This is a genomic window from Ralstonia pickettii (assembly GCF_001699815.1).
Lineage (GTDB): Bacteria > Pseudomonadota > Gammaproteobacteria > Burkholderiales > Burkholderiaceae > Ralstonia > Ralstonia thomasii.
Window position 1 is genome coordinate 1 of the sequence record NZ_MCGB01000056.1, and the last position, 23621, is coordinate 23621.

Below are 23621 nucleotides of genomic sequence, written 5' to 3' on the forward strand. Positions count from 1 at the left end.
GGGCTGACGGCAATCCTGTTGGTGACCGGCGTGATGGATCTGCGCGCAATGGCTGCCGTGTCAGCGGCAATCACGCTTGAGCGCCTGGCACCTGCGGGACAGCGTATGGCCCGCTGCATTGGCGTCGCTGCCATCGGGGCAGGATTGCTCTTGATGCTGCGTGCCGCGTTGCCCTGAGGCGTGCCGAGTACACGCCTTACATGACGGCGCCAAGTTGCCACGGCACGAACTCGTTGTCGCCCAGACCGTTGAGTTCGCTCTTGGTGCGATCGCCCGAGGCGGTGGCCAGCATCAGCTGAAACAGCGTCTGGCCGGCTTGCGCAATGCTGAGGCGGCCATCGACGATGCCGCCGCAATCGAAGTCCATGTCCAGCTCCATGTGCCGGAAAAGCGCGCTGTTGGTGGCGAGCTTCAAGGAGCGCACCGGCTTGCAGCCGTAGGTGGACCCCCGGCCCGTTGTGAAGCAGATCAGGTTGGCGCCGCCGACGACCTGGCCGGTAGCCGACACGGGGTCGTAGCCGGGTGTGTCCATGAAGACGATTTTCGATCGCTGCGTGCGACACCAAAGCAACATGAACCTTCCGCTCTTACTCAATATCGCGACGTTCGTCGTCATCCTGATCGCTCTGGGCCGTGTGAACGCGAGCTGGAGCCTGGCCAAACGTGTGCTGCTGGGCATGATGCTGGGCATCCTGTTCGGACTGGCGCTGCATCTGATCTATGGCGAAGACAGCGCGACGCTCAAGCTGTCGATCTCGTGGTTCGGCATCGTTGGCGGCGGCTATATCCAGTTACTGCAGATGATCGTCATGCCGCTCGTGCTGGTGTCAGTGCTGAATTCGGTGGCCAGGCTCAACAGCACGGCGTCGCTCGGCAAGATCAGCGTGCTGACGATCGGCACGCTGCTGCTTACGACGCTGATCTCCGCGCTGGTCGGCGTGTTCGTCACCCACCTGTTTGGCCTGACGGCGCAAGGGCTGGTGCAGGGCGCGAAGGAAACCGCCCGGCTCAGCGCCATCCAGGACAGCTATGTCGGCAAGGTGGCCGACCTGTCGGTGCCGCAACTGGTGCAGTCCTTCATTCCGAAGAACCCGTTTGCCGAACTGACCGGCGCCAAGCCGACGTCCATCATCGGCGTGGTGATCTTTGCGGCGTTCCTCGGCGTGGCTGCCTTGAACCTGCTCAAGGATGATGCGGTGAAGGGCGAGCGCGTGCTGACCGCCATCGACACCGCGCAGGCCTGGGTGATGAAGCTGGTGCGGCTCGTCATTCGCCTGACCCCTTACGGCGTGCTGGCGCTGATGACGAACGTGGTGGCCGTGTCCAACGTGCAGGACATCATCAAGCTCGGCGGTTTCGTCGTGGCGTCTTACCTGGGTCTGGCGATCATGTTCGGCGTGCATGCCGTGCTGCTCACGCTCAACGGCATCAATCCGCTTCGCTTCTTCCGCAAGGTCTGGCCGGCGCTGTCGTTCGCGTTCACGAGCCGGTCGAGTGCGGCCACCATTCCGCTGAGCATCGAGGCGCAGACGCGGCGCATCGGCGTGCCGGAGTCGATTGCCAGCTTCGCCGCATCGTTTGGCACGACCATTGGCCAGAACGGCTGCGCAGGCCTGTATCCCGCCATGCTGGCAGTGATGGTGGCGCCCACCGTGGGCATCAACCCGTTCGATCCTGTATGGATTGCAACGCTCGTGGCGGTGGTCACGCTCAGCTCGGTCGGCGTGGCGGGTGTGGGCGGCGGCGCCACGTTTGCAGCGTTGATCGTGCTGCCGGCGATGGGCTTGCCGGTGACGCTCGTGGCACTGCTGATCTCCATCGAACCGCTGATCGACATGGGCCGTACCGCGCTCAACGTCAACGGCTCGATGACCGCCGGGACGATCACCAGCCAGTTGCTCGGGCAGACTGATCGCAGTGTCTTCGATGCTGCCTATGACGTGGAGATGGCACACCGCTGATCTGCGCATCGAAATAAGAAATGCCGGCCATGGAGTCGGCATTTTTTTTTTGAGCGCAGGGCGGCTCAGTCGGGCGTCTGCGCCAGCTCCGTCAGCAGTTCCATGAACGCGCTGGCCAGTTCGCTTGGTGTGACGGCGCTTCTGCGCAGCAGGCCGACGGGCTCCTTGGTGCCGGACGTGGCAATGTCCAGACGGGCAAGTTGACCATGCGCCAGGTCGTCGCCCGCAGCGCGCTCGGGGGTGATCCACACCGCATCGGATCGGCATGCCAGCAACCGTGCGACGGACACCGAAAGCGTTTCCGTCACGCCCGCGGGCAAGCGCAGCCCGTGCGTCTGGAACAGCGCTTCGGTGTGATGGCGCGGCACCGTGCCCGGCGTGGCAATCACCAGCGGGTAGTCCAGCACCGCCTGCAGCGAGGCCGACGCGCCTGGCTGCGACAACAGCGGATGCCCGGGCCGGACGACCAGCGCCAGCGGCTCGGCATACAGCAACTCGAACGACAGCCCCTGCATGCGATCCGGCTCGGCCATGCGCCCGACGATGAAATCGAGTTCGCCGGCCTTGAGTGCAGTCAGCAGCTCGACATTGGTACCGGTGCGCAACCGCACGCCGGCATGCGGGCGCTGGGCGTGCAAATGGGCAATCGCCCGGGGCAGCAGGCTGCTGGCCACCGTCGGCAGCGCGCCTACATGCACGACCGGCGCGGATGCGTCCGTCGATCCCATCAGCGCGGCGGCGGCCGATTCCAGCGCCTGCGTCACGCCGACCGCGTGCCGCAGGAATTGCTCGCCAGCCGCAGTGAGCCGTGCGCCTTGCCGGCCGCGCTCCACGAGCTGCACGCCGGCCAGCGCCTCCAGTTCACCCAGCGTTTTCGATACCGCCGGCTGGCTCAGATGCAACCGCTCGGCGGCGCGCCGCAGGTTGCGCTCCTGCGCGATGGCGACAAAGCAGCTCAGATGGCGAAACCGGATGCGGGACGGCAAATCCGCTGAGAGGGCACTTTCCATAACTTGGGGTTATCGATTTTCCGATAAGAAGTCAATTTACTTCACTTTTTGTCGGCGATACAGTCTCTGCACGATTTCATAAGGAGACGCCCCATGACCCTGCCGCTTTCCGGCACTGGTGAATTCGCCCAGCGCGACACCGCGCAGCATCCGCCCGCACTGACCCCCGGCTACAAGACCAGCGTGCTGCGCTCGCCGCGCAACGCGCTCATCTCCACCCTGAATACGCTGTCCGAGACCACCGCACCGGTGTTCCATGCCGACGATCTCGGCGTGCTCGACAACGATCTGATCCTCAACTACGCCAAGGAGGGCCTGCCGATCGGCGAGCGCATCATCGTCCACGGCTACGTGCGCGACGAGTTCGGCCGCCCCGTGCCGAACGCGCTGGTGGAGGTGTGGCAGGCCAACGCCGGCGGCCGCTATCGCCACAAGAAAGACCAGTACATCGCGCCGATCGACCCGAACTTTGGCGGCTGCGGCCGCATGCTGACGAACGCCAACGGCTACTACGTCTATCGCACGATCAAGCCCGGCCCGTATCCGTGGCGCAATCGCATCAACGATTGGCGCCCGTCGCACATCCATTACTCGCTCTCGGGCGATGGCTGGGCCCAGCGCCTCATCACGCAGATGTACTTCGAGGGCGATCCGATGATCGCGCAGTGCCCGATCATCAAGACCATCCCGAGCGAAGAGCAGGTGCGTGGTCTGATCGCGCTGCACGACACGGCGAACCACGTGCCGCTCGACAGCCGCTGCTACCGCTTCGACATCACGCTGCGCGGCCGCCGTGCCACGCATTTCGAAAACGCCGTGCCCGCCCTGCAAGGAGCCAAGTGATGACCACGACCACACTGCGTGAATCGCTCGAACGTGCGCAGGCAACGGCCATGACGACAACGCCGCCGTTCGCGCATTTCAACGAGACCGCATCGCAGACGGGCGGCCCGTACGTGCACATCGGCCTCGCACCGCGCCAGGCCGGCTTCGACATTTACGACAAGGAATTCGGCAGCGTCCTGACCACGCCCGCCACGCGCGGCGAACGCATCGCGTTGGAAGGCCGCGTCTACGATGGCTCCGGCTCGCTCGTGCGCGATGTGCTGATCGAGATCTGGCAAGCCAACGCGGACGGCAAATACGCCCATCCGGCCGATCGGCAAGACAAACCTGTCGACCCGGCATTCCGCGGCTGGGGCCGCGCCGGCGCCGATTTCGATACGGGCGTCTATCGCTTCGACACCATCAAGCCGGGCGCCGTGGCCGGCCGCAGCGGGACCACGCAGGCGCCGCACATCTGCATGATCCTGTTTGCGCGCGGCATCAACCTTGGCCTGCACACACGCGTGTACTTCAGCGACGAGGCTGCAGCCAACGGCACGGATCCGGTGCTGAACGGCATCGAGTGGGAAGTGCGTCGCAAGACGCTGATTGCCCAGCGCAGCGAGTGTAACGGCGAGGTGGTCTACACCTTCGACGTGCGCCTGCAAGACACGCCGGATGGAGGCGCGGAGACGGTCTTCTTCGATATCTGATCGCCGCATCACATCCAAGAGACCACGCCCGGCAGGTTCACACCGCCGGGCGTTGTTTTTGATGCAAGCAACACGACTTTCAGCGGGACGTCATGCGGGCGTCGATAATGGGCGGATCGCCAGCCCGGCGTTTGACGACCCTGCCGTGACCCAGCTCACTCTTCCCGGATTCGAAGCCACCCCGCAATTGCCCGCGCATCGCCTGTTTCTGGCGATCAAGCCTGACGTGGACACCGCCGAGCGCATCGCGCGGCTGATCCAGCAATTGCGGCCCGTCGTGGGCTTCAAGGGCAAGGCGCTGCGTACGGAGCGCCTGCATGTCACGCTGCATCATCTGGGCGATTTCGTTCATCTGCCGCCTGACGACGTCGTGGGGCGTGTGCGTGCAGCAGCGGCCGGCCTCGCGTTGCCGGCATTCGATGCCACGTTCAACCAGGTGGTGAGCTTCCATGGCCGGCGCGATCATCGGCCGTTTGTGCTGCTGGGCGATGAGGGCGTGGGCGGTTTGATGGCGTTTCAGGCGGCGCTGGGCGAGGCGCTCCAGCATGCCGCCGTGCCGGTGCCGCGTGGGCATTTCAAGCCGCACATCACGCTGTTGTATGACCGCGGTGGCTTTGCGCCGAAAGCGGTCGAGCCCATCACGTGGACCGTGCGCGAGTTCGTTCTCATCCATAGCTGGCTAGGCAAAACGCGCTACGACGAACTCGGCCGCTGGGCGCTCAAAGGCTGAGCGCCACGTTGTTATGCGCAGCCGTCCGGCCCGCAGACAGGGCCATCGGCTTGGTTCATCGGGGCAGGCGCGCCGATGTGCTGCGTCAGCGCCTCTGCCCAGGATTCCGGTTTGCCCAGCCACAGGCCAACGTCGATGATGCCCAGTTGGCCATCGGCATCTTCCAGCGCAAACGTCGGAAAACCCTGACCGCCCACTCGATCGAGCCACTGTCGGCTTTGCGCGATGTGCTGCTGCGTGAGCGCACCGGTTTGCCGCGCGTATTCCGCATCGAATGCTTCGGGCGATAGGCCGATCTCCGCTGCAAGCTCGCGCAGTACCAGCACATCGGCAATGCGCCGGCCTTCTTCGTAGTGCGCACGTTGGACGCGATGGATCATGTCCAGCCCGCGGCCGCCGAGCGCCTGCGCTGCAAGCACGGCGGTAATGGGCGGCTCCGAATCCATCACCGCCGTGGTGTCGCGCAACAGGCCTTCAAAGTACGTCTCGCCGAACGGCTGGCCGGTCATCTCGGCAATGCGATGGTCGTGCGGCATCACGTAATCGCGCCACTGGGGCGTCACTGCACGGCGGTTCGGGCCTGCAAGCATGCCGCCGCCGTGGAAGGCGATCGTGAGGCCGGGCACCGTGCGCGCGGCTTCCACCAGCGGCGCGGCGCCGTAGCACCAGCCGCACAGCGGGTCGTAGATGTAATGCAACGTCGTCATGTCGATTTCCAGGTTGCAGACCAGCTTACTGCGGCCACTTCATTTCGCCCTTGATGACCTTGGCGCTCAGCTCCAGCGATGCATCGCCGGCCAGCGTTGGATAGGCCGCGTTCATCGCCTGGATCAGCTCTGCCGAATTGTTGGCCTTGGCGGCCTGTACCTCGAAGGTTTTCAGGTAATCCGCGGTAAAGCGTACCGCGTCCAGCCCCTTTGGCATTGCACCCGTGAAGTGACCAGGCACCACGGTCGTCGGCTTGAGCGCTGTGATGTTGTCCAGCGTCTGCAACCAGCCCAGGCGCGATTCGCGCGTCTGCGTGTCGGCCACCCAAACGTGGTCGCCGCTGTTGACCACCACGCCGCCGGCCACGGTCTTGATCGACGGAATCCACAGATACGTGCGTGCCGCGTCCGGGCCGTTCAGTCCCTTGATCTCGATGGTGCGGCCTTCCAGCGCCAGGTGGTCGGCGTGCAGCACATCGGGCAGCACGAGCGCCTTGGGCGCGTTGTCCTTCAGGATCGGGCCCCAATAGGCGAGCTTGCCGTTCATCGAAGCCTTGATGGCGGCCACGGTCTGCGGTGTGGCCACGATCTTCGCTTTCGGGAAGGCCGCGCGGAAGACATCCAGCCCGAAGTAATAATCCGGATCGCTCTGGCTGATGTAGACCGTGGTGAGCGTCTTGCCGCTGGCCTTGAGTTTCTGCACGAGGGCTTCCGCATCGCTGCGCTGGAACTGCGCGTCGATCAGGATCGCCTCGTGTGCGCCGGTGATGATTTCCGACGACACGGGGAAGACGCCCTTGGCGCCGGGATTGTAGACCTCGAGATGTAATGGCGCGGGTGCGGCAGCGTGGGCAACAAGGCCGGCGCTGACGAGGCCGGCGGCAAGCAAGGTGCGGAGCAGGGACATCGGGGTTCTCCAGGCGGATGTGATTTCTGCGAAGCCGCTACTGTAGGTTGCTTGATCCGATCAAAAAACCACCTATGATGCGCATATTTGTTTCGCCAATCGATCAAATATGGATCGCATTACGTCAGCCGAGGTGTTCGTGGCGATCGTCGAGCACGGCAGCCTGAGTGCGGCCGCCGAAGGGCTCGACATGTCGCGCGCGATGGTCACGCGTTATCTGGCACAAATGGAGGCATGGTCCGGCGCGCGGCTGCTGCATCGGACCACGCGCCGCATCGGCCTGACACCCGCCGGCGAGGCCACGCTTGCACGCTGCCGCCAGATGCTGGAAATCGCTTCGCAGATGGCCGTGTCAGAAGGCCCTGAAGCCGATACGCCGCGCGGGCTACTGCGCATTGCCTGCGCGCAGTCCCTGGCGCAGCAGACGTTGAGCGCGGCGGTGACGGCCTACCTGCGGCGCTATCCGCAAACGGCGGTCGATCTGGTAGTCGATAACCGCACTATCAACCTCGTGGAAGAGCGCATCGACCTGGCCGTGCGCATTACCAACGATCTTGACCCGAACCTGATCGCGCGGCCGCTGGGCATGTGCGAATCGGTCGTGGTGGCGGCGCCGTCTTACCTGGCCGCGCATGGCACGCCGCGTCGCGTACAAGACCTGGCCGTTCACAACTGCCTGACGTATTCGTACTTCGGCAAAAGCCTGTGGAAGTTCACCGAGGCGAAGACGGGTGCGCCGACGGACGTGCCGGTGGGCGGCAATCTCAGCGCGAATGAATCGATGGTGTTGCTGGCAGCGGCGCGAGAGGGCGCGGGGATTGCGTTGCAGCCGGTGTTTGCTGCCGCGCCGCTGATCGCCAGCGGGCAACTCGTGCGTTTGTTGCCTGACTACGTGCCGCAGGCGCTGGGCATTCACGGCGTGTACAGCTCGCGCAGGCAGATGCCGTCGGCGCTGCGGGCCATGCTGGATTTTCTGGTGGACTGGTTTAGGGTGCAGCCGAACGTTACGTGATCCCGGAAGCCTTCCCTCGCATGGCCAACATGCCAAGCGCCAGCACGCAGAACACCACCCCCGCGTGGAACGTTGCGGCTGCGCCGAGCTTGTCCCACAACAAGCCCGCCAGAACGCTGGCGGCCAACATCGCCAGTCCGCTCACCAGGTTGAACACGCCGTAAGCGGTGCCGCGCAAGTCGGCCGGTGCGGTGTCGGCGACCATGGTTGCCAGCAAGCCCTGCGTGATGCCCATGTGCACGCCCCACAGCGCCACGCCTGCGATGACCACGCTCCAGTGAGCGGACAGGCCAAGCACCACATCGGCGGCAATCAGCACCACCAGCCCAAGCGCGAGCAGCTTCGTGTGGCTCATGCGGTCTGAGAGCTTGCCGAACGGATATGCCGCGAGTGCATAGACGACGTTCATCGCCACCATGACCAGCGGCACCAGCGCGACTGGAATGCCGCCTTGCTGTGCCCGCAGGACCAGGAACGCTTCGGAGAACCGTGCGAGCGTGAAGACCGCGCCGATCATCACCACCCACCAGTACGCGCTGTTCAACCGCTGCAGGTTGTCGCGGCGGATCGGGTTGGTGCGGTGGGCGCCGTTGTGGGTTTGCGGCTCGCGCAGGCCGAACATCAGCAGCGCAACAGAGAGCAGCCCCGGCACGACGGCCACCCAGAACACGGCACGAAAGTCATTGGCCCAGAGCAGCATCAGCCCGACGGCCAGGAGCGGCCCCAGAAACGCACCCACGGTATCGAGCGACTGCCGCAGCCCGAAAGCCGCGCCGCGCAGCGCAGGCGGGGCAATGTCGGCGACCAACGCATCACGCGGCGCCCCGCGGATGCCCTTGCCGACGCGGTCGAGCAGGCGCGCTGTCAGCACAATGCCGGCCGTGGACGCGATGGCGAACAGAGGTTTGGACAGCGCGCCCAGCGCATAGCCGAACACCGCCAGGCCCTTGCGCTTGCCAAGGTAGTCGCTCAGCGTGCCGGAGAAGATCTTGACGATGAGCGCAGTCGATTCGCCCAGGCCCTCGATCAACCCGACTGACAGCGCACTGGCGCCCAGCACCGACACCATGAACAACGGCAGCAGGCTGTGGATCATCTCGGAAGCGATGTCCATCAGCAGGCTGACGCAGCCGAGCACCCAGATGCCGGCGGGCATCTGGCGCAGGCCGCCGGGCGGCTTGGTGTCGGTTGGAGGGGATGCCAAGATTGGTTGCGATTGCCCGGCGGCAAGCGTCAGGCGAACGGCGCAAAGAGGCCGTTGAGCTTGGCTCCGCTGGCGGCATCGCGCGCAAAGTTGAACGTCCCGGCGGTGCGCAGTTCTTCCGCTGCACGCTGGAACGCACCCATGGCCACACGTGCCAGCGTGGCGCCCACGCTGATGCGCTTGACGCCCAATTCCGTCAGTTCTGCCACGCTCAGGTTGCCGTCGGCGAAGCCCATCAGCACGTTGAGCGGGCGGTCGATCTCGCGCAGCACGGTGGCGATCTCGTCGCGCGTTTTCAGGCCGGGGGCGTACAGCACGTCGGCGCCGGCGTCCTGAAAAGCCTGCAGGCGGCGGATCGTGTCGGCCAGGTCGTTGCGGCCGTGCAGGTGGTTCTCGGCACGTGCGGTGAGCGTGAACGGAAACGGCAGCGACCGCGCAGCCTCCACCGCCGCGCGCACACGGTCGACCGAAGCTTCCAGGGAATAGATGGGCGCATCTGCGCGGCCCGTTGCATCTTCAATCGAGCCGCCGACGATGCCGGTGGCGCCTGCCAGGCGGATCGTCTCGGCCACCGTTTCCGGCCCATCGCCAAAGCCGTTTTCCAGGTCGGCAGCCATGGGCACGTCCGTGGCGGCCGCCAGATCGGCCACGTGCGCGAGGATGGTGTCGCGGGCAACGCCATAGTCAGGCAGCCCGCGCGAGAACGCGAAGCCCGCGCTGGTGCTGGTCAATGCTTCGAAGCCGAGTGATGCCAATAGCCGAGCCGATCCCGGGTCCCACGGGTTGGGGATCACGAAGGTGCCGCTGCGTTCGTGCAGTACGCGGAAGGCACGAGCTTTTTCGATCTGGGTCGGCATGGGTTATCCGCTGTGATATGAACCAGGATTGGACTGCAATGCTACGGCGCAGGCGAGCGCATCGTCCAGGCGGTCGTTGCCCCAGAACATCGCGTCGCCGACAAAGAACGTGGGAGCGCCAAAGATGCCACGAATCTGCGCGGCGTGCGTTTGCTCGCGCAGGCCTAGCCTGCTTGCGTCGGACTGTGCCTGAGCGAGGATGGCGTCGACCGGCAAGCCGAGCGCCGTCAGTTCTTCTGCCACGGCGTCAGGCGTGTGGATGTCGCGGTCCTGCGCGAAATTGCGCAGCATGATGCGTTGGCAGAAGGCACCGACCCACGGCGCGTCTGCACCGAGCAGCGCCACACGCAGCGGCAGGACGGACGCACGTGGAAACGTGCTCGGCTGCGTCCACGGCAAACCGTGTTTAGCGCATTCGCGCGCCATGTCTTGCCAGACGTAGTGCCCTTTGGCCCGTTGCAGCACAAACGGCGAACTGGCCCAGCCGAGCGACTGGAAGCTCGGCCCGAGCAGGAACGGCTTCCACACCACGCGCACACCGTGTTGCACCGCGGCGGCCTCGATGCGCATCACACTCGGGTAGCTGTAATTGCTCGCGAAGTCGAACCAGAACTCGACGGTGGGCGCGGGGACGAGCGCTTCCCACGTGGCGTTGTATGCGGCAGGCCGGGGGGCTGTCTGCGGTCGGGCGAGGGTGTCCATGCGGCCTCCAACGGGGTGTCGTTGGCGGCATTACACGTGGACCGCCCTGTGGGCTCAAACGCCTTTCATGCAAGTTCGGATGCGCCGGACGCATGCGTAGCCTGAGTTGCAGCTTCCGAGCAGATCCAGGCAGCCACATCGCGCACGTCGCGGCGCGGGTTCGGCTCGGATTGGATCAACCAGTACGCATGCGTATTGCGCACGCCGGGGGCGATGGTCGGTACGGTGACCAAGCGGCCGTCGGCCAGCAGCGGCGCGATCAACTCCAGACGGCCCAGCGCGATGCCCTGGCCGGCCACCGCCGCATGGATGATCTGGTCGTGCTGGTTGAAGCGCAGCACGGTGCGCGGCTTGGCGTGGCTCCATCCGGCGGCGGCCAGCCAGTCGGTCCATTGGAGCCAGGGGCGGCGCAGGTCGCGGTCGTCAAAGTCGAGCAGCGTCAGGCCGGCAAGCGCCTCGGCGGAATCCAGCGAGCGCAGCCCCAGCGACGGATGCGCGACCGGCGCAACGGTTTCCCCAAACAGCCGGATTGCACCGGGCGGTGCATCGCTCGGTGGGCAATACCGGATGGCAAGCTCGATGCCCTCGTTCTTCAGGTCGACGAGGCGGTTGTTGGTGGCCACGCGCACGTCGATGTCGGGGTACTGCAGCTGGAAGCGCGCCAGGCGCGGCAGCAGCCACAAGCCGGTGACGCCGATGCTGGCCGTGATCGTGACTGGCCGGCGTTCGGCCGCCACGCGGATGGCCCCGATGGCGTCCTGCAACTGCTGCACGGCGCTGTCAGCGCTGCGGAACAGGCGTTCTCCCTCGGGCGTGAACGCGATCGAGCGGTGCCCGCGCACCAGCAGTTTCACGCCCAGCGCCTCTTCGAGCGCCGACACCTGGCGGCTTACGGCGGATTGCGTCAGACACAGATCATCGGCCGCGAGCGTGATGCTCATGCGCCGGCCCACCGCCACGAAGCCGCGCAGCAAGTCCAGGGAGGCCAACCGAACCAGGGGAGTCAACATGCGTTTTCCTCATGCAAGGCGTTCTCAAAGATCAATTGAGAAGCCGGGTAGGGCGAAGTTTAATAAGCCATCAGGCGACATTCCAGCCCAACGCGCATTCGGTACGCTTGCGAAGCTGGAATGTCAGTCACACCGGAGAAAAACGCTCATGACATCGAAATCTTTCACGCAATCGCCCTGGTTGCCGGTATTGGCCGGCGGGGCGGTGATCGGCGTGGCGCTGGGCATTCGGCACGTGCAAGGCCTATTCCTCGTGCCCGTCACGATGGGCCATGGCTGGACACGCGAAACGTTCGGACTGGCGATTGCGTTACAAAACCTCATCTGGGGCGCGGCACAGCCATTTGCGGGCATGCTGGCCGACCGCTACGGCGCGGCCAAGGTGGTCGTTGCCGGCATCGTGGTCTATGCGCTTGGGTTGCTGCTGATGGCCCATGCTGGCACGCCGCTGGGCTTCACGCTGTCGGCGGGCGGGCTGATCGGGCTCGGGCTGTCAGGCACGTCGTTCGGCGTCGTGTATGGCGCGATCAGCCGATTGACGCCGCCCGAGCGGCGCAGCTGGGCGCTGGGCGTGGCGGGCGCGGTGGGCGGTGTCGGCCAGTTCGTGATGGTGCCGACGGCGCAGGGCTTGCTGAGTACGGTCGGCTGGGTGACGGCGCTGGTCGTCATGGCGGTGGTCATGGCGATCTTCTTGCCGCTGACCGCGCCGCTGCGCGAGAGAACATCGGCTGCCGCCGCGCAGCAGGCGCAGCAAAGCATGGGTTCGGCCATCCGCGAGGCCTTTGCCCACCGCGGTTTTTGGCTGCTGAATCTCGGGTTCCTGACGTGCGGATTCCAGCTCGCCTTTATCGGTGCGCACATGCCGGCGTATCTGCTCGACAAGGGGCTCACCGGCCGCCACGGCATGGTCGCGCTGGCACTGATTGCGGCCGCCAACATCGTCGGCACGTATTACTGCGGCGCGCTGGGCGGGCTGTTCCGGCGCAAGTATCTGCTGTCGTTGCTGTACCTGATTCGCACGGCGGCGATTGCGCTGTTTATCCTGCTCCCGCTGTCGCCCGCAACGCTGTATGCGTTTGCCATCGTGATGGGCCTGCTGTGGCTGGGGACGGTGCCGCTGACCAACGGGCTGCTGTCGCAGGTGTTTGGGGTGCGCTACATCGGCACGCTGTTCGGCTTCGTATTTCTTGGTCACCAGATCGGCGCGTTCCTGGGCGTGTGGCTGGGCGGCGTGGTGTACGACCACCTGCATTCCTACGACGCGATCTGGTTTGGCGCCATGGCGCTCGGTGTGGTGGCCGCGCTGCTGCACTGGCCGATCGACGATCGCCAACTCGTGCGTACGCCGGTGGCGCAACCCGCGTGAACGCACAGTTCAAAACATGGATGGCTTGGGCGCTGGCAGCGGCCGGCGCCGCCCTGATCTTTGCGGCGTGGCTGACCCCGGAAGGCGCACTTTCCTTTGTGACGCTGGCGTCCTTCTGCGGATAGGGCGACGCACTAGCTCGATTTGTGAAACAATATTGGGTTAATCACTAGTGGGCACTGGTACGGTTTGCGCGGGAAATACGTCGCTTCTGCGTCGTTCTCCTGTGAATGCCACCGTTCAGACATGACTTACGCCGTCAAGGAAATCTTCTACACGCTGCAAGGCGAGGGTGCCAACACCGGCCGCGCAGCTGTCTTCTGCCGCTTTGCCGGCTGCAATCTCTGGAGTGGGCGCGAAGCCGATCGCGCCACCGCCGTCTGCCAGTTCTGTGACACCGACTTCGTCGGCACGGACGGCACGCAAGGCGGCAAATACACCACCGCCGAGGCACTCGCCGATACCGTTGCCGCCGAATGGCCGGCCAGCGCCACGGGCGGCAAACCGCTCGTCATCTGCACCGGCGGCGAACCGCTGCTGCAACTCGACAAGCCGCTGATCGACGCGCTGCACGCACGCGGTTTCGAAATCGCCATCGAAACCAACGGCACCATCGCCGTGCCGGAAGGCATCGACTGGGTGTGCGTGAGCCCGAAGATGGGTTCCGAACTGGTCGTCACGCGCGGCGACGAGCTGAAGGTGGTGATTCCGCAAGACGGGCAGGACCTCGACGCATACGAACGGCTGGATTTCCAGCATTTCTTCCTGCAGGCCATGGACGGCCCGCTTGCCCGGCAGAATACGGCGGCAGCCGTTGAGCTGTGCCAGCGCCGTCCGCGCTGGCGCCTGTCGCTGCAAACCCATAAGATGCTGGGCATCCGCTAAGGCGGGCCGCAGCACTTTGTCCCCGGTTTCCTGCCGGTTCCAGCCGTTTCGCGGCGCCCGCTGCCGCCACCTTGCTCCATGACCAAGACCGTTTCCATTACGCGCCGGCTCGAATTCGACGCCGGCCACCGCATCCCCGGCCATGCCGGCCAGTGCCGCAACCTGCACGGGCATCGCTATCAGCTCGAACTCACGCTCACCGGCGAAGTCCTGCATAACGACAAGGCTGCCGACGACGGCATGATCCTCGACTTTGGCGACGTCAAGCAGCTCGCCAACAAGCACCTCGTCGACCTGTGGGACCACGCGTTCCTCGTCTATCGCGGCGATACCAAGCTGGTTGAATTCCTGAACGACATGGAAGGCGGCCACAAGACCGTTGTGCTCAACGACGTGCCCACCGTGGAGAATCTCGCGCAGGTCGCGTTCGATATTCTTGAGCCGGTGTTCCGCAACGCGTTCGGGCACCATCTGCGCCTGTCCAAGCTCGTGCTGTACGAAACCCCGAATTGCTGGGCCGACGTGAAGCTCGCGCGTCCGCACGAACAGGATTGATGCGACAGCGCCGGATCGCATGACCACACCGCACGTCCTCATCCCGCCTGCCGACATGTCCGCCCATGAGCGCGACGGCTACTGGATGCAGCAGGCGCTCGTGCAGGCAAAGTTCGCGTGGGGGCAGGGCGAGGTGCCGGTGGGTGCCGTGGTTGTGCGCGGCAACGAGATCGTCGGCGTCGGCTACAACGCCCCGATTGGCACGCACGACCCATCCGCGCATGCCGAGATGCGCGCGCTGCGCCAGGCCGCCGAGAAGCTCGGCAACTACCGCCTGCCCGACTGCGAAGTCTTCGTGACCCTGGAGCCTTGCGTGATGTGCGCCGGCGCCATGCTGCATGCCCGCGTGGCGCGCGTCGTCTACGGCGCGCCCGATCCCAAGACGGGCGCCGCGGGCAGCATCCTCGACCTGTTTGCAGAAACGCGGCTGAACCATCAGACCGCCATCACCGGCAGCGTGCTCGCGCAGGAGTGCGGCGACATGCTGCGCGCCTTCTTCGCCGAGCGCCGCGCAACCCAGAAGGCCGCACGCCTGGCCGCTACTGAATCCGACGAATCCGCCACATGACCACTGTCCGCCTGATTGCGCCTTCCGGTTATCCGAACGATGCGGCCATCGCCGAGCGCGGCGTGGCGGCACTGGAAGCGCAGGGCTGCACGGTCGTCAACCGCGAGTGCCTGAGCCGGCAGCATCAGCGTTTTGCCGGCGGTGAACTTGCGCGGCTGGCAGACCTAAACCAGATCGGTACGGGCGGTGGCCAGGAAATCGCCATGGCCATTCGTGGGGGGTATGGCCTGACGCGCTTGCTGGACCATATCGACTTCATCGACATCGGCCGCCGCGCGCAGGCGACCGACGCCATCATCGTCGGTCACAGCGATTTCACCGTGTTTTCGCTGGCGTACCTGGCGGCCACCGGCGGCGTGACGTTTGCCGGCCCGCATGTGTGTTCGGACTTCGGGCTGGAGACGGTCGACCCGTTCATGGTCGAGCACTTCTGGGGCATCTTGCGAAACCCGACCTATGCGTTGCGCGTGGATGGTCCGCAACCGACTGGCTGCGCACGGCCGGGCCGCTACGCCGGCACGCTATGGGGCGGCAATCTGGCCATGCTGTGCAGCCTGATCGGCACGCCGTATCTGCCGGATATCCGCGACGGCATCCTGTTTGTTGAGGACATCAACGAGCATCCGTACCGCGTTGAACGCATGCTGCTGCAATTGCAGCAGGCTGGCGTGCTCGATGCGCAGCAGGCGCTGTTGTTTGGCGATTTCTCCGGATATCGCACCACGCCGTACGACGCCGGCTACGATTTCGACGCCATGCGCGATTATCTGGCCGAACGCCTGTCGATTCCGGTCGTCACCGGCTTGCCGTTCGGCCATTGCCCGACCAAGGCGACGCTGCCGATTGGCGCACAAGCCGAGCTGGATGTCGACGCCGCGGGCTTTACGCTGCACTTGTCGGGATACCCGACACTGAAGGCATAAGTCTTCCGGCCATCCGGGTCACGTCCGGGTGGTAAAATCTCGGGTTCTCCAAATGGCGTCCGGTCAAGTGCTTGCCGCGCCAGATCACCGCTTTTCAAATCAAGGTTTCCACGTGCTTTCCACCGCCAACATCACCATGCAGTTCGGGCCCAAGCCCTTGTTCGAGAACATCTCGGTCAAGTTTGGCGAGGGCAATCGCTATGGCCTGATCGGCGCCAACGGTTGCGGCAAGTCGACCTTCATGAAAATCCTGGGCGGCGATCTGGAGCCGAGCGCAGGCAACGTGATGCTGGAACCGGGCGTGCGCCTGGGCAAGCTGCGTCAGGACCAGTTCGCCTACGAAGACATGCGCGTGCTGGACGTGGTGATGATGGGCCACACCGAAATGTGGGCCGCCGCGCAGGAGCGCGATGCCATCTACGCGAACCCGGAAGCCACTGACGACGACTACATGAAGGCCGCCGACCTGGAGGCCAAGTACGCCGAATACGACGGCTACACGGCGGAAGCGCGCGCGGGTGAACTGCTGATGGGCGTGGGCATTCCGACCGACCAGCACAACGGCACGATGAGCAACGTTGCGCCCGGCTGGAAGCTGCGCGTGCTGCTGGCGCAGGCGCTGTTCTCGAACCCGGACGTGCTGCTGCTGGACGAGCCGACCAACAACCTCGACATCAACACGATCCGCTGGCTGGAATCGGTGCTCAACGAGCGCAACTCCACCATGATCATCATTTCCCACGATCGCCACTTCCTGAACTCGGTCTGCACGCACATGGCCGACATGGATTACGGCACGCTCAAGGTCTACCCGGGCAACTACGACGACTACATGCAAGCCTCCCTGCAGGCGCGCGAGCGCCTGCAGGCCGCCAACGCCCGGGCCAAGGAGCGCATCTCCGACCTGCAGGACTTCGTGCGTCGCTTCTCGGCCAACAAGTCCAAGGCGCGCCAGGCTACGTCGCGCCTGAAGATGATCGACAAGATCAAGGTGGAAGACATCAAGCCGTCGTCGCGCCAGAACCCGTTCGTCCGTTTCGAGATGGAGAAGAAGCTGCACAACCTGGCGGTGGAAACCGAGAACGCGCGCAAGACGTACGACCGCAAGATTTTCGATGGCCTGACGATGGCCGTGCGGGCGGGCGAGCGGATCGCCATCATTGGTGAGAACGGCGCGGGCAAGACCACGTTGCTGCGTTGCCTGCTGAACGGCGCCGTGAAGACCGGCGTGCAGCGCGGCATCGAGATCGACGGTGGCACCGTCAAGTGGGCCGAGAACGCCAATGTCGGCTACATGCCGCAGGACACCTACGAAGAATTCCCCGAAGACCGCGACCTGATGGACTGGATGAGCCAGTGGACGCAAGCCGGCGATGACGACCAATCGCTGCGCGGCACCATGGGCCGCCTGTTGTTCTCGGCCGACGACATCAAGAAGAGTGTGAAGGTGCTCTCCGGTGGCGAGAAGGGCCGCATGATCTGGGGCAAGCTCATGCTCGGCCGCCACAACGTGCTGGCGCTGGACGAGCCGACCAACCACATGGACATGGAGTCCATCGAGTCGCTGCAGATCGCGCTCGACAAGTTCGAAGGCACGCTGATCTTCGTGTCGCACGATCGCGAGTTGATCAGCGCCCTGGCCACGCGTGTGATCGAAGTGCGCCCGGACGGCACGCTCACCGACTACCTCGGCACCTACGACGAATACCTGCAGAGCCAGGGCGTCGAAGTCTGACCCCCGATCTTTTGCCGTAGCCAAAGGGCCGCCGATGTGCGGCCTCTTTTTTTTTCGGGCGTCCCCGCGAGGCGAACATGTGTTTCCGATCCGGATCGGTCTCTCACGTGCGGCTCGCCGAGGCCGCGTTGACAGTGCCTCCTCCCGATTCCAGAATGCCTTGGCAGAACGCGGCACAGCATCCTTGCGGCTGCGTTGAGCGCCAACAAAGAACAATCAAAACATATGAGGAGACTCACGTTGAAAAACGTACTGACCTTACTATCGACAGCCGCCCTGGTGCTGATGACGTCTGCACACGCAGCTGAGCGCCTACCAACCATTCCGCCGGACAAGTACAACGCCGAACAGACCAAGGCGGCGCAGGACTTTCAGGCTGCGCGCAAGGTGCCGGTATTCGGTCCTTTCGAGCCCCTGATGCATAGCCCCGAGGTGATGAGCCAGGCCCGCGCAATGGGCGACTATCTGCGATATCACTCCGCGATTGGCAACACGCTGAGCGAATTGGTCATCCTGATCACCGCGCGAGAGTGGAGCCAGGATTACGAGTGGTATGTGCACCATCCGATCGCCCTGAAGGCGGGTATCAAACCCGGTATTGCCGATGCCATTGCCGATGGCCGCCGCCCCACGGGCATGAGCGAGGACGAGGAGATCGTCTACGACTTCGCGACGGAGCTGATCCGCAACAAGCGCGTGGCCGACGAAACCTATACCCGGGCGGAAAAGCGGTTCGGCAACAAGGGTATCGTAGACATGACGGGCATCTGCGGCTACTACACGCTGCTCGCCATGGAAATGAACGTGGCGCAGTATCCGGCACCCAAGAACGCCGCCAAGCTCGCGCGTTTTCCGGAGCCTTGACCGCTGTGCCGTCGAACGAGGACTGCGCGCAGCTGTGATGCCGCGCAGGGTGAACACCGATTCTTTGCCGTCATCAAGGGGCCGCCAATGTGCGGCCCTTTGTTTTTGGTCTTCGCCGCAATCGACTGAAGCATGTCGGCAAAGTGGACCATCTATGAAAAAACCGACTGGGTTTCATGATTTTTTATCGCCATCAGAATGCATGGCCGTCGCTACACTGGTCTGCATATCCCAGTGAATAGGCCGAGACCTGCTGACGGGGCGCCCTACATCACAACAAGAAGCGCCAAAGTCAGGCTCGGCGAAGTACCAAGGAGACGAGATGACCTCTGATATTGGCGGCCGCATTCGCCTGCAATCCCTGCTGGACAAAGTGGTGTCTGCGGACGAAGCCGCGACCCTGATCCACGATGGCATGACGGTCGGCATGAGCGGTTTCACCCGTGCCGGCGACTGCAAGGCCGTGCCGTTTGCCCTGGCCCGGCGTGCCGCGCACGAGCCGCTGCGCATTACCCTGATGACCGGCGCCTCGCTGGGTAACGACATTGACAAGGTATTGGCCGAAGCCGATGTGATTGCCCGTCGCCTGCCGTTCCAGGCCGATGCCACCCTTCGGCGCAAGATCAACGCAGGCGAGGTCATGTTCATTGACCAGCACTTGTCGGAAACCGTCGAGCAACTGCGTTCGCGGCAGATTGCACCGCTGGATGTGGCGGTTGTCGAAGCCACGGCCATCACCGAGAACGGCGGCATCGTGCCGACTACGTCGGTCGGTAATTCCGCAAGTTTCGCGGTGCTGGCGAAGCAGGTGATCGTCGAGATCAACCTGAACATGCCCGCCAATCTGGAAGGGCTGCACGATATCTTCTTTCCGGTGCAGCGGCCCTATCGCCAGCCGATTCCACTCATTGCAGCGGAGCAGCGCATCGGCCTGCCGTCTATCCCGATCGATCCGCGCAAGATCGCTGCCATCGTCATCACGGGGCAGGACGACAGCCCGTCCAACGTGTTGCCGCCCGATGCGGAGACCAATGCCATCGCGGGGCATCTGAACGCATTCCTGGCGCGCGAGGTGCGCACGGGCCGTCTTTCGCCCACGCTGCAGCCGCTGCAGGCGGGTATCGGAACGATCTCCAACGCGGTCCTGCATGGCTTCATCGACTCGCCGTTCCATGACCTCAAGATGTATTCGGAGGTTTTGCAGGACAGCTCCATCGAGCTGCTCGACTCGGGCAAGCTGGCGTTTGCCTCGGCCTCGTCGATCACGCTGTCACGCCCGGTCTACAAGCGGTTTCTGTCAGAACTGGAACGCTACAAGACGCGGGTGATTCTGCGACCGCAGGAGATCAGCAACCACCCGGAAGTGATCCGCCGGTTGGGCCTGATCACCATCAATACCGCGCTGGAATGCGATATCTACGGCAACGTGAATTCGACGCACGTGGGCGGAACGCACATGATGAACGGCATCGGCGGCTCGGGCGACTTCGCGCGCAACGCGCATCTGTCAGTCTTCGTGACCAAGTCATTGGCCAAGGCCGGCGACATCTCGAGCATCGTGCCGATGGTCTCGCATGTGGACCATACCGAACACGACGTCGACATCATCGTTACCGAACATGGACTGGCCGATCTGCGCGGGTTGGCGCCGCGCGAGCGTGCTGTGCAGATCATCAGCAACTGCGCTGATCCGCGCTACCGCGAGCTGCTGCGCGACTACGTTGTGCGCGCGCAGCGGCGCGGCGGGCATACGCCCCACCTCCTGGAGGAGGCGCTGGCCTGGCATGTCCGGTTTCGCGACCAGGGCTCGATGGCCTCAGCCGGGCTCACAGGTGAAAGTCTGCTCCCGGAACCCGCCCTCAGCGCTTGACGCGCGTCGCAGCCGCTGCTCAGGCGCCGAGCACTTCCTGGCACGTCGCGAGCCACGCGCGAGCGGCGTGCGACAGGTAGCGGCCGGGCGACCACAGGTGCGCGAGCGCCCAATCCATGTCGGGGGCGGTCAGGCGTGCCACGGCCAGCTTGTCACGGTTCGCGAGGTTGGCCACCAGCGGCTGCGGCAAAAAAGTCGTGCCCAGTCCCGCAGCGGCCATCGAGGCGAGGAATTCCCAATGCCCGCTCCGCGCAGCGATGTGCGGCTCGATACGGGCTTCGAGAAAGGCCTGTCGCAGCTTGCGCGTCAGGGAGAAATCCTCGGCCAGCAATAGCAGCGGTTCGTCGCGCAGTGCCGTGAGGGTGACGGTCCTGCCTTTGGCCCATTTCGCTTTGCGCGGTCCCACCACCCAGATCGGATACTTTGCAAACTGTCGCGTGGCGAGTTCGAGCCCACTATCGCCGGGCAGAACGGTGGCGCCCACTTCCAGTTCGCCGCTGGCCACCTGCTGTTCCACCGTTTTGCCGCCGTACTCTGCCAAGTTCAGTACCAGATTCGGATAACGCTGACGAAACGCGCTCACGACGGGCGAAAAGAACAGATTCACCATCGGTGGGATGCCGACCGTCAGTTCGCCCCGTCCGAGCGAGGACAGATCAGCGACTTCAAGCGTCAGCCTGTGCACCACGCCCAGCGTTTCCTGCCCGCGTGCGTACACGACCCGGCCCACGTCAGTGAGCCGCACCTGCCGGCCTTCGCGGATCAGCAGCGGCTGGCCGACCTCGTTTTCGAGCTGACGCACCATCTTGCTGATGGTGGACTGTGTCACCGAGAGCGAGCTCGCCGCCTGCGTGAAGCTCTGCAGCCGCGCGGTTTCGACAAAGTAACGAAGGGCTCGGATATCGATGGGCATGGACGGACCTTAGCCATGAAGCACGCGAATGGAATTCGCCATGGTAATGAAGTTTTCCCACTCCACGACGCGATGGCCTCAACATCGTGCGGGCCTGTGTGTGCATGTCTGATGGACACGCGCACGCAACGGCACTCGACAAAAGAAAGGCGGCTCATGCGGCCGCCTTTCATGCAGTCCGGCATACGTTGCAGTCAGCCTGTTGCCTCGTCGATCAGCAGATCCAGCTGGGCGATCAGGTTGCTGGTCTCGGGCTCGCCGCGCGTTTTGCTGAGGGCTGCCTTGAGCGTGTCGCGCAGGGCGACGAGTTCTGCGACGTTGCCGGCTTTCTCCACCTTCATCTCCAGCAGATAGCCGCGCAGGCCGAGATACCGGCTGATGGTTTCGGTATAGAAGCGATAGAGGCGTTGATAGCCTTCGGCGGCCGGCTCTTTTGAAGAGTCGACGGGGGCGGGCACGGATGCAGCGGCCGGCTCCACCTTTGCCGTGGTCGCCATGGGCATGTGCGGGCGGATATACCCCCCTCCCTCCAGCTCGTCGAATACCGCTTGCGTCATGCCGAGCGGCTGAAGCTGCACGAGGATGTCGTCGCAGGTTTTCTCGCCATTGATCATCAGGAGCACCGCGCGGTGACGCTGGTCGAGGTGGTTCGCGCGCGTTCGGATCTCGTCCTGACCTTTTTCGGTCTTCTGATAGATGCGGGTGGTCATGGTCGTCTCCCTCGGCCGGCGCGTCTGCGGTGTGCGCTCTGGTGGCTCTACAATAGACCGATCATAACCGCCCGGGGGCGATGTAGGGCTCAGTCGCAACCCGGATAGCACAACGCGCAAATCGCGCATCCACCAGAGCGAGACGACCGACGATGCAGCAACGCGACAAGCTTTTTATCAATGGCAAGTGGGTGGCGCCGCAGGGCAAGGGCGTCATTGAAGTGATTCATTCGGCCACGGAAGCCGTGATGGGGACCATTCCCGAAGGCAGCGCGGCCGACGCGGAAGCCGCCGTGGCCGCCGCGCGCGCCGCATTTGATGACTGGGCTGCCACGCCCGTGACCAAGCGCGCCGAATACATCCAGAAGATTGCCGACGGCCTGCATGCCCGCAGCGAAGAGCTGGCGCAGCTGATTGCCGGCGAAGTCGGCATGCCGATCAAGCTGGCGCGTGCCATCCAGGTGGGCGGCCCGGTCTACAACTGGGGCAATTTCGCCAAGCTGCTCAGCACGTTTGAATTTGAAGAGCACGTCGGCAACTCGCTGGTGGTGCGCGAGCCCGTGGGCGTGGTGGGCGCCATCACGCCGTGGAACTACCCGCTCAACCAGATCACGCTGAAGGTTGCGCCCGCGCTGGCGGCCGGCTGCACGGTGGTGCTCAAGCCGTCGGAAGTGGCACCGCTCAACGCGTTCGTGCTGGCGGAAGTCATTGAAGAAGCCGGCTTGCCGCCGGGCGTGTTCAACCTTGTCACCGGCTATGGCCCGGTGGTGGGCGAGGTGCTGGCAAGCGACCCGGAGGTCGACATGGTGTCGTTCACGGGCTCCACGCGTGCGGGCAAGCGCGTGGCGGAACTCGCATCGCAGTCGGTCAAGCGGGTGGCGCTGGAGCTGGGCGGCAAGTCGGCCTCGGTGATCCTGGATGACGCGGACCTGGCATCGGCGGTCAAGGGCACGCTGTCGGCGTGTTTCCTGAACTCCGGGCAGACGTGCTCGGCGCACACGCGCATGCTGGTGCCGCGTGCCAAGTATGAAGAAGTGAAGGCGCTGGCCGCGCAGTTTGCCGCTGCCTACGTGCCGGGCGATCCGGCGCAGGAATCGACGCGCCTGGGGCCGCTCATCTCTGCCGTGCAGCGCGACCGCGTGCTGGGCTACATCCGCAAGGGGCTGGAGGAGGGCGCGGAACTCATTACCGGGGGCGCCGACGCGCCGGAAGGCCTGTCCACCGGTTACTTTGTCAAGCCGACGGTGCTGGGTAACGTGAAGACCACCGACACCGTGGCGCGCGAAGAGATCTTCGGCCCTGTGCTGACCGTGATCTGCTACGACGACGAGGAAGAGGCCGTCCGCATTGCCAACGACAGCATCTACGGCCTGGGCGGCGGTGTGTGGTCGGGCGACGAGGCGCGGGCGATTCGCGTGGCGCGGCGCATTCGCACGGGCCAGGTCAATATCAACGGCGGGCCGTTCAACATGCAGGCGCCGTTTGGCGGCTACAAGCAATCCGGCAACGGGCGCGAGAACGGCAAGTACGGCCTGGAGGAGTTCCTGGAGTACAAGGCGCTGCAACTCAATCCCGCCAAGACGGCCTGATCTGC

At 64.5% G+C, this 23621-nt stretch carries 25 protein-coding genes and 1 pseudogene; 16 read left to right on the plus strand and 10 right to left on the minus strand.

Annotated elements, in window-relative coordinates; translation table 11 throughout:
• Nucleotides 1-177: DUF2182 domain-containing protein (locus tag BEK68_RS24775; protein ID WP_139111348.1), on the plus strand; the 177-nt coding region annotated here is incomplete at its 5' end.
• A gap of 19 nt (nt 178-196) precedes the next feature.
• Here the strand turns inward: BEK68_RS24775 and BEK68_RS07630 are convergent.
• Nucleotides 197-541, minus strand: a pseudogene (locus BEK68_RS07630) (altronate dehydratase); the annotation flags it as partial.
• A gap of 31 nt (nt 542-572) precedes the next feature.
• Between BEK68_RS07630 and BEK68_RS07635 the strand changes: the two are divergent.
• On the plus strand, nt 573-1961 hold the full coding sequence (locus tag BEK68_RS07635; RefSeq protein WP_012435477.1) for an L-cystine transporter: 1389 nt from the start codon (nt 573-575) through the stop codon (nt 1959-1961).
• A 65-nt stretch (nt 1962-2026) separates the two neighbouring features.
• Here BEK68_RS07635 and pcaQ read toward each other — a convergent pair whose 3' ends face one another.
• Complete coding sequence (gene pcaQ / locus BEK68_RS07640; protein WP_012435478.1) at nt 2027-2971, minus strand: pca operon transcription factor PcaQ; 945 nt, start codon at nt 2969-2971, stop codon at nt 2027-2029.
• A 93-nt stretch (nt 2972-3064) separates the two neighbouring features.
• On the opposite strand from pcaQ, the gene pcaH reads away from it, so the two are divergent.
• The 3 genes from pcaH to thpR all read left to right on the plus strand — a co-directional run bounded on the left by pcaH (nt 3065) and on the right by thpR (nt 5239).
• Nucleotides 3065-3814, plus strand: a complete 750-nt coding sequence (gene pcaH, locus BEK68_RS07645) for a protocatechuate 3,4-dioxygenase subunit beta (protein WP_012435479.1) — start codon at nt 3065-3067, stop codon at nt 3812-3814.
• The gene (gene pcaG, locus BEK68_RS07650) at nt 3814-4509 is read left to right on the plus strand and encodes a protocatechuate 3,4-dioxygenase subunit alpha (protein WP_012435480.1); all 696 of its coding nucleotides are present in this window, start codon (nt 3814-3816) and stop codon (nt 4507-4509) included. The genes pcaH and pcaG overlap by 1 nt, the downstream gene beginning before the upstream one ends.
• Before the next feature lie 61 nt (nt 4510-4570).
• Entirely contained in the window at nt 4571-5239 is a 669-nt protein-coding gene (gene thpR, locus BEK68_RS07655; protein WP_004626746.1) for an RNA 2',3'-cyclic phosphodiesterase, read from the plus strand.
• An 11-nt stretch (nt 5240-5250) separates the two neighbouring features.
• On the opposite strand, the gene BEK68_RS07660 is transcribed toward thpR, so the two are convergent.
• Together BEK68_RS07660 and BEK68_RS07665 are read right to left on the minus strand one after the other, a co-directional pair.
• Nucleotides 5251-5946, minus strand: coding sequence for a DsbA family protein (locus BEK68_RS07660; RefSeq protein WP_012435481.1), 696 nt, complete (start codon nt 5944-5946; stop codon nt 5251-5253).
• A 25-nt stretch (nt 5947-5971) separates the two neighbouring features.
• Nucleotides 5972-6853, minus strand: a complete 882-nt coding sequence (locus BEK68_RS07665) for an MBL fold metallo-hydrolase (RefSeq protein ID WP_012435482.1) — start codon at nt 6851-6853, stop codon at nt 5972-5974.
• A gap of 109 nt (nt 6854-6962) precedes the next feature.
• Between BEK68_RS07665 and BEK68_RS07670 the strand changes: the two genes are divergently transcribed.
• Entirely contained in the window at nt 6963-7865 is a 903-nt protein-coding gene (locus BEK68_RS07670) for a LysR family transcriptional regulator (protein WP_012435483.1), read from the plus strand.
• Here BEK68_RS07670 and BEK68_RS07675 read toward each other — a convergent pair.
• The 4 genes from BEK68_RS07675 to BEK68_RS07690 form a co-directional block, all read right to left on the minus strand.
• The gene (locus BEK68_RS07675; protein ID WP_049768044.1) at nt 7858-9021 is read right to left on the minus strand and encodes an MFS transporter; all 1164 of its coding nucleotides are present in this window, start codon (nt 9019-9021) and stop codon (nt 7858-7860) included. The genes BEK68_RS07670 and BEK68_RS07675 overlap by 8 nt on opposite strands.
• Nucleotides 9022-9098: 77 nt before the next feature.
• Complete coding sequence (locus BEK68_RS07680) at nt 9099-9926, minus strand: isocitrate lyase/PEP mutase family protein (RefSeq protein ID WP_012435485.1); 828 nt, start codon at nt 9924-9926, stop codon at nt 9099-9101.
• A gap of 3 nt (nt 9927-9929) precedes the next feature.
• Nucleotides 9930-10628, minus strand: a complete 699-nt coding sequence (locus BEK68_RS07685) for a 2-hydroxychromene-2-carboxylate isomerase (RefSeq protein WP_012435486.1) — start codon at nt 10626-10628, stop codon at nt 9930-9932.
• A 65-nt stretch (nt 10629-10693) separates the two neighbouring features.
• Nucleotides 10694-11638: a LysR substrate-binding domain-containing protein gene (locus BEK68_RS07690; protein WP_012435487.1), complete on the minus strand. Its 945-nt coding sequence runs from the start codon at nt 11636-11638 to the stop codon at nt 10694-10696.
• Nucleotides 11639-11786: 148 nt separating this feature from the next.
• Here BEK68_RS07690 and BEK68_RS07695 point away from each other — a divergent pair, with 148 nt between their 5' ends.
• The 9 genes from BEK68_RS07695 (at nt 11787) to BEK68_RS07730 (ending at nt 20404) form a co-directional block, all read left to right on the plus strand.
• The gene (locus tag BEK68_RS07695; protein WP_012435488.1) at nt 11787-13004 is read left to right on the plus strand and encodes an MFS transporter; all 1218 of its coding nucleotides are present in this window, start codon (nt 11787-11789) and stop codon (nt 13002-13004) included.
• Nucleotides 13001-13129, plus strand: coding sequence for a hypothetical protein (locus BEK68_RS26365; RefSeq protein WP_259393700.1), 129 nt, complete (start codon nt 13001-13003; stop codon nt 13127-13129). Before BEK68_RS07695 ends, BEK68_RS26365 begins: the two co-directional genes overlap by 4 nt.
• A 121-nt stretch (nt 13130-13250) precedes the next feature.
• The gene (gene queE / locus BEK68_RS07700; protein ID WP_012435489.1) at nt 13251-13889 is read left to right on the plus strand and encodes a 7-carboxy-7-deazaguanine synthase; all 639 of its coding nucleotides are present in this window, start codon (nt 13251-13253) and stop codon (nt 13887-13889) included.
• 78 nt (nt 13890-13967) lie between these two features.
• Nucleotides 13968-14444 carry a 6-carboxytetrahydropterin synthase QueD gene (queD, locus tag BEK68_RS07705; RefSeq protein ID WP_004626765.1) on the plus strand — a complete coding sequence of 159 codons (477 nt, stop codon included), beginning with the start codon at nt 13968-13970 and terminating at the stop codon, nt 14442-14444.
• A gap of 19 nt (nt 14445-14463) precedes the next feature.
• Nucleotides 14464-15012 carry a tRNA adenosine(34) deaminase TadA gene (tadA, locus tag BEK68_RS07710; protein ID WP_004626767.1) on the plus strand — a complete coding sequence of 183 codons (549 nt, stop codon included), beginning with the start codon at nt 14464-14466 and terminating at the stop codon, nt 15010-15012.
• Nucleotides 15009-15935 (plus strand): muramoyltetrapeptide carboxypeptidase, encoded by a 927-nt coding sequence (ldcA, locus tag BEK68_RS07715; RefSeq protein WP_012435490.1) that lies wholly within the window; start codon nt 15009-15011, stop codon nt 15933-15935. The genes tadA and ldcA overlap by 4 nt, the downstream gene beginning before the upstream one ends.
• Nucleotides 15936-16047: 112 nt before the next feature.
• Nucleotides 16048-17670, plus strand: coding sequence for an ABC-F family ATPase (locus BEK68_RS07720; RefSeq protein WP_024541683.1), 1623 nt, complete (start codon nt 16048-16050; stop codon nt 17668-17670).
• Nucleotides 17671-17910: 240 nt separating this feature from the next.
• A complete protein-coding gene (locus tag BEK68_RS07725) occupies nt 17911-18534 on the plus strand; it encodes a carboxymuconolactone decarboxylase family protein (protein ID WP_004626773.1) in 624 nt (207 codons plus the stop codon).
• A 322-nt stretch (nt 18535-18856) separates the two neighbouring features.
• Nucleotides 18857-20404 (plus strand): acetyl-CoA hydrolase/transferase family protein, encoded by a 1548-nt coding sequence (locus BEK68_RS07730; protein ID WP_012435492.1) that lies wholly within the window; start codon nt 18857-18859, stop codon nt 20402-20404.
• A 19-nt stretch (nt 20405-20423) separates the two neighbouring features.
• Here the strand turns inward: BEK68_RS07730 and BEK68_RS07735 are convergent, their stop codons facing one another.
• Together BEK68_RS07735 and BEK68_RS07740 are read right to left on the minus strand one after the other, a co-directional pair.
• Entirely contained in the window at nt 20424-21317 is an 894-nt protein-coding gene (locus BEK68_RS07735; protein ID WP_004626778.1) for a LysR family transcriptional regulator, read from the minus strand.
• A gap of 194 nt (nt 21318-21511) precedes the next feature.
• Nucleotides 21512-22027, minus strand: coding sequence for a hypothetical protein (locus tag BEK68_RS07740; RefSeq protein ID WP_004626780.1), 516 nt, complete (start codon nt 22025-22027; stop codon nt 21512-21514).
• Between the two features lie 152 nt (nt 22028-22179).
• On the opposite strand from BEK68_RS07740, the gene BEK68_RS07745 reads away from it, so the two are divergent.
• On the plus strand, nt 22180-23616 hold the full coding sequence (locus tag BEK68_RS07745) for an aldehyde dehydrogenase family protein (RefSeq protein WP_004626782.1): 1437 nt from the start codon (nt 22180-22182) through the stop codon (nt 23614-23616).
• Nucleotides 23617-23621 lie beyond the last annotated feature (5 nt).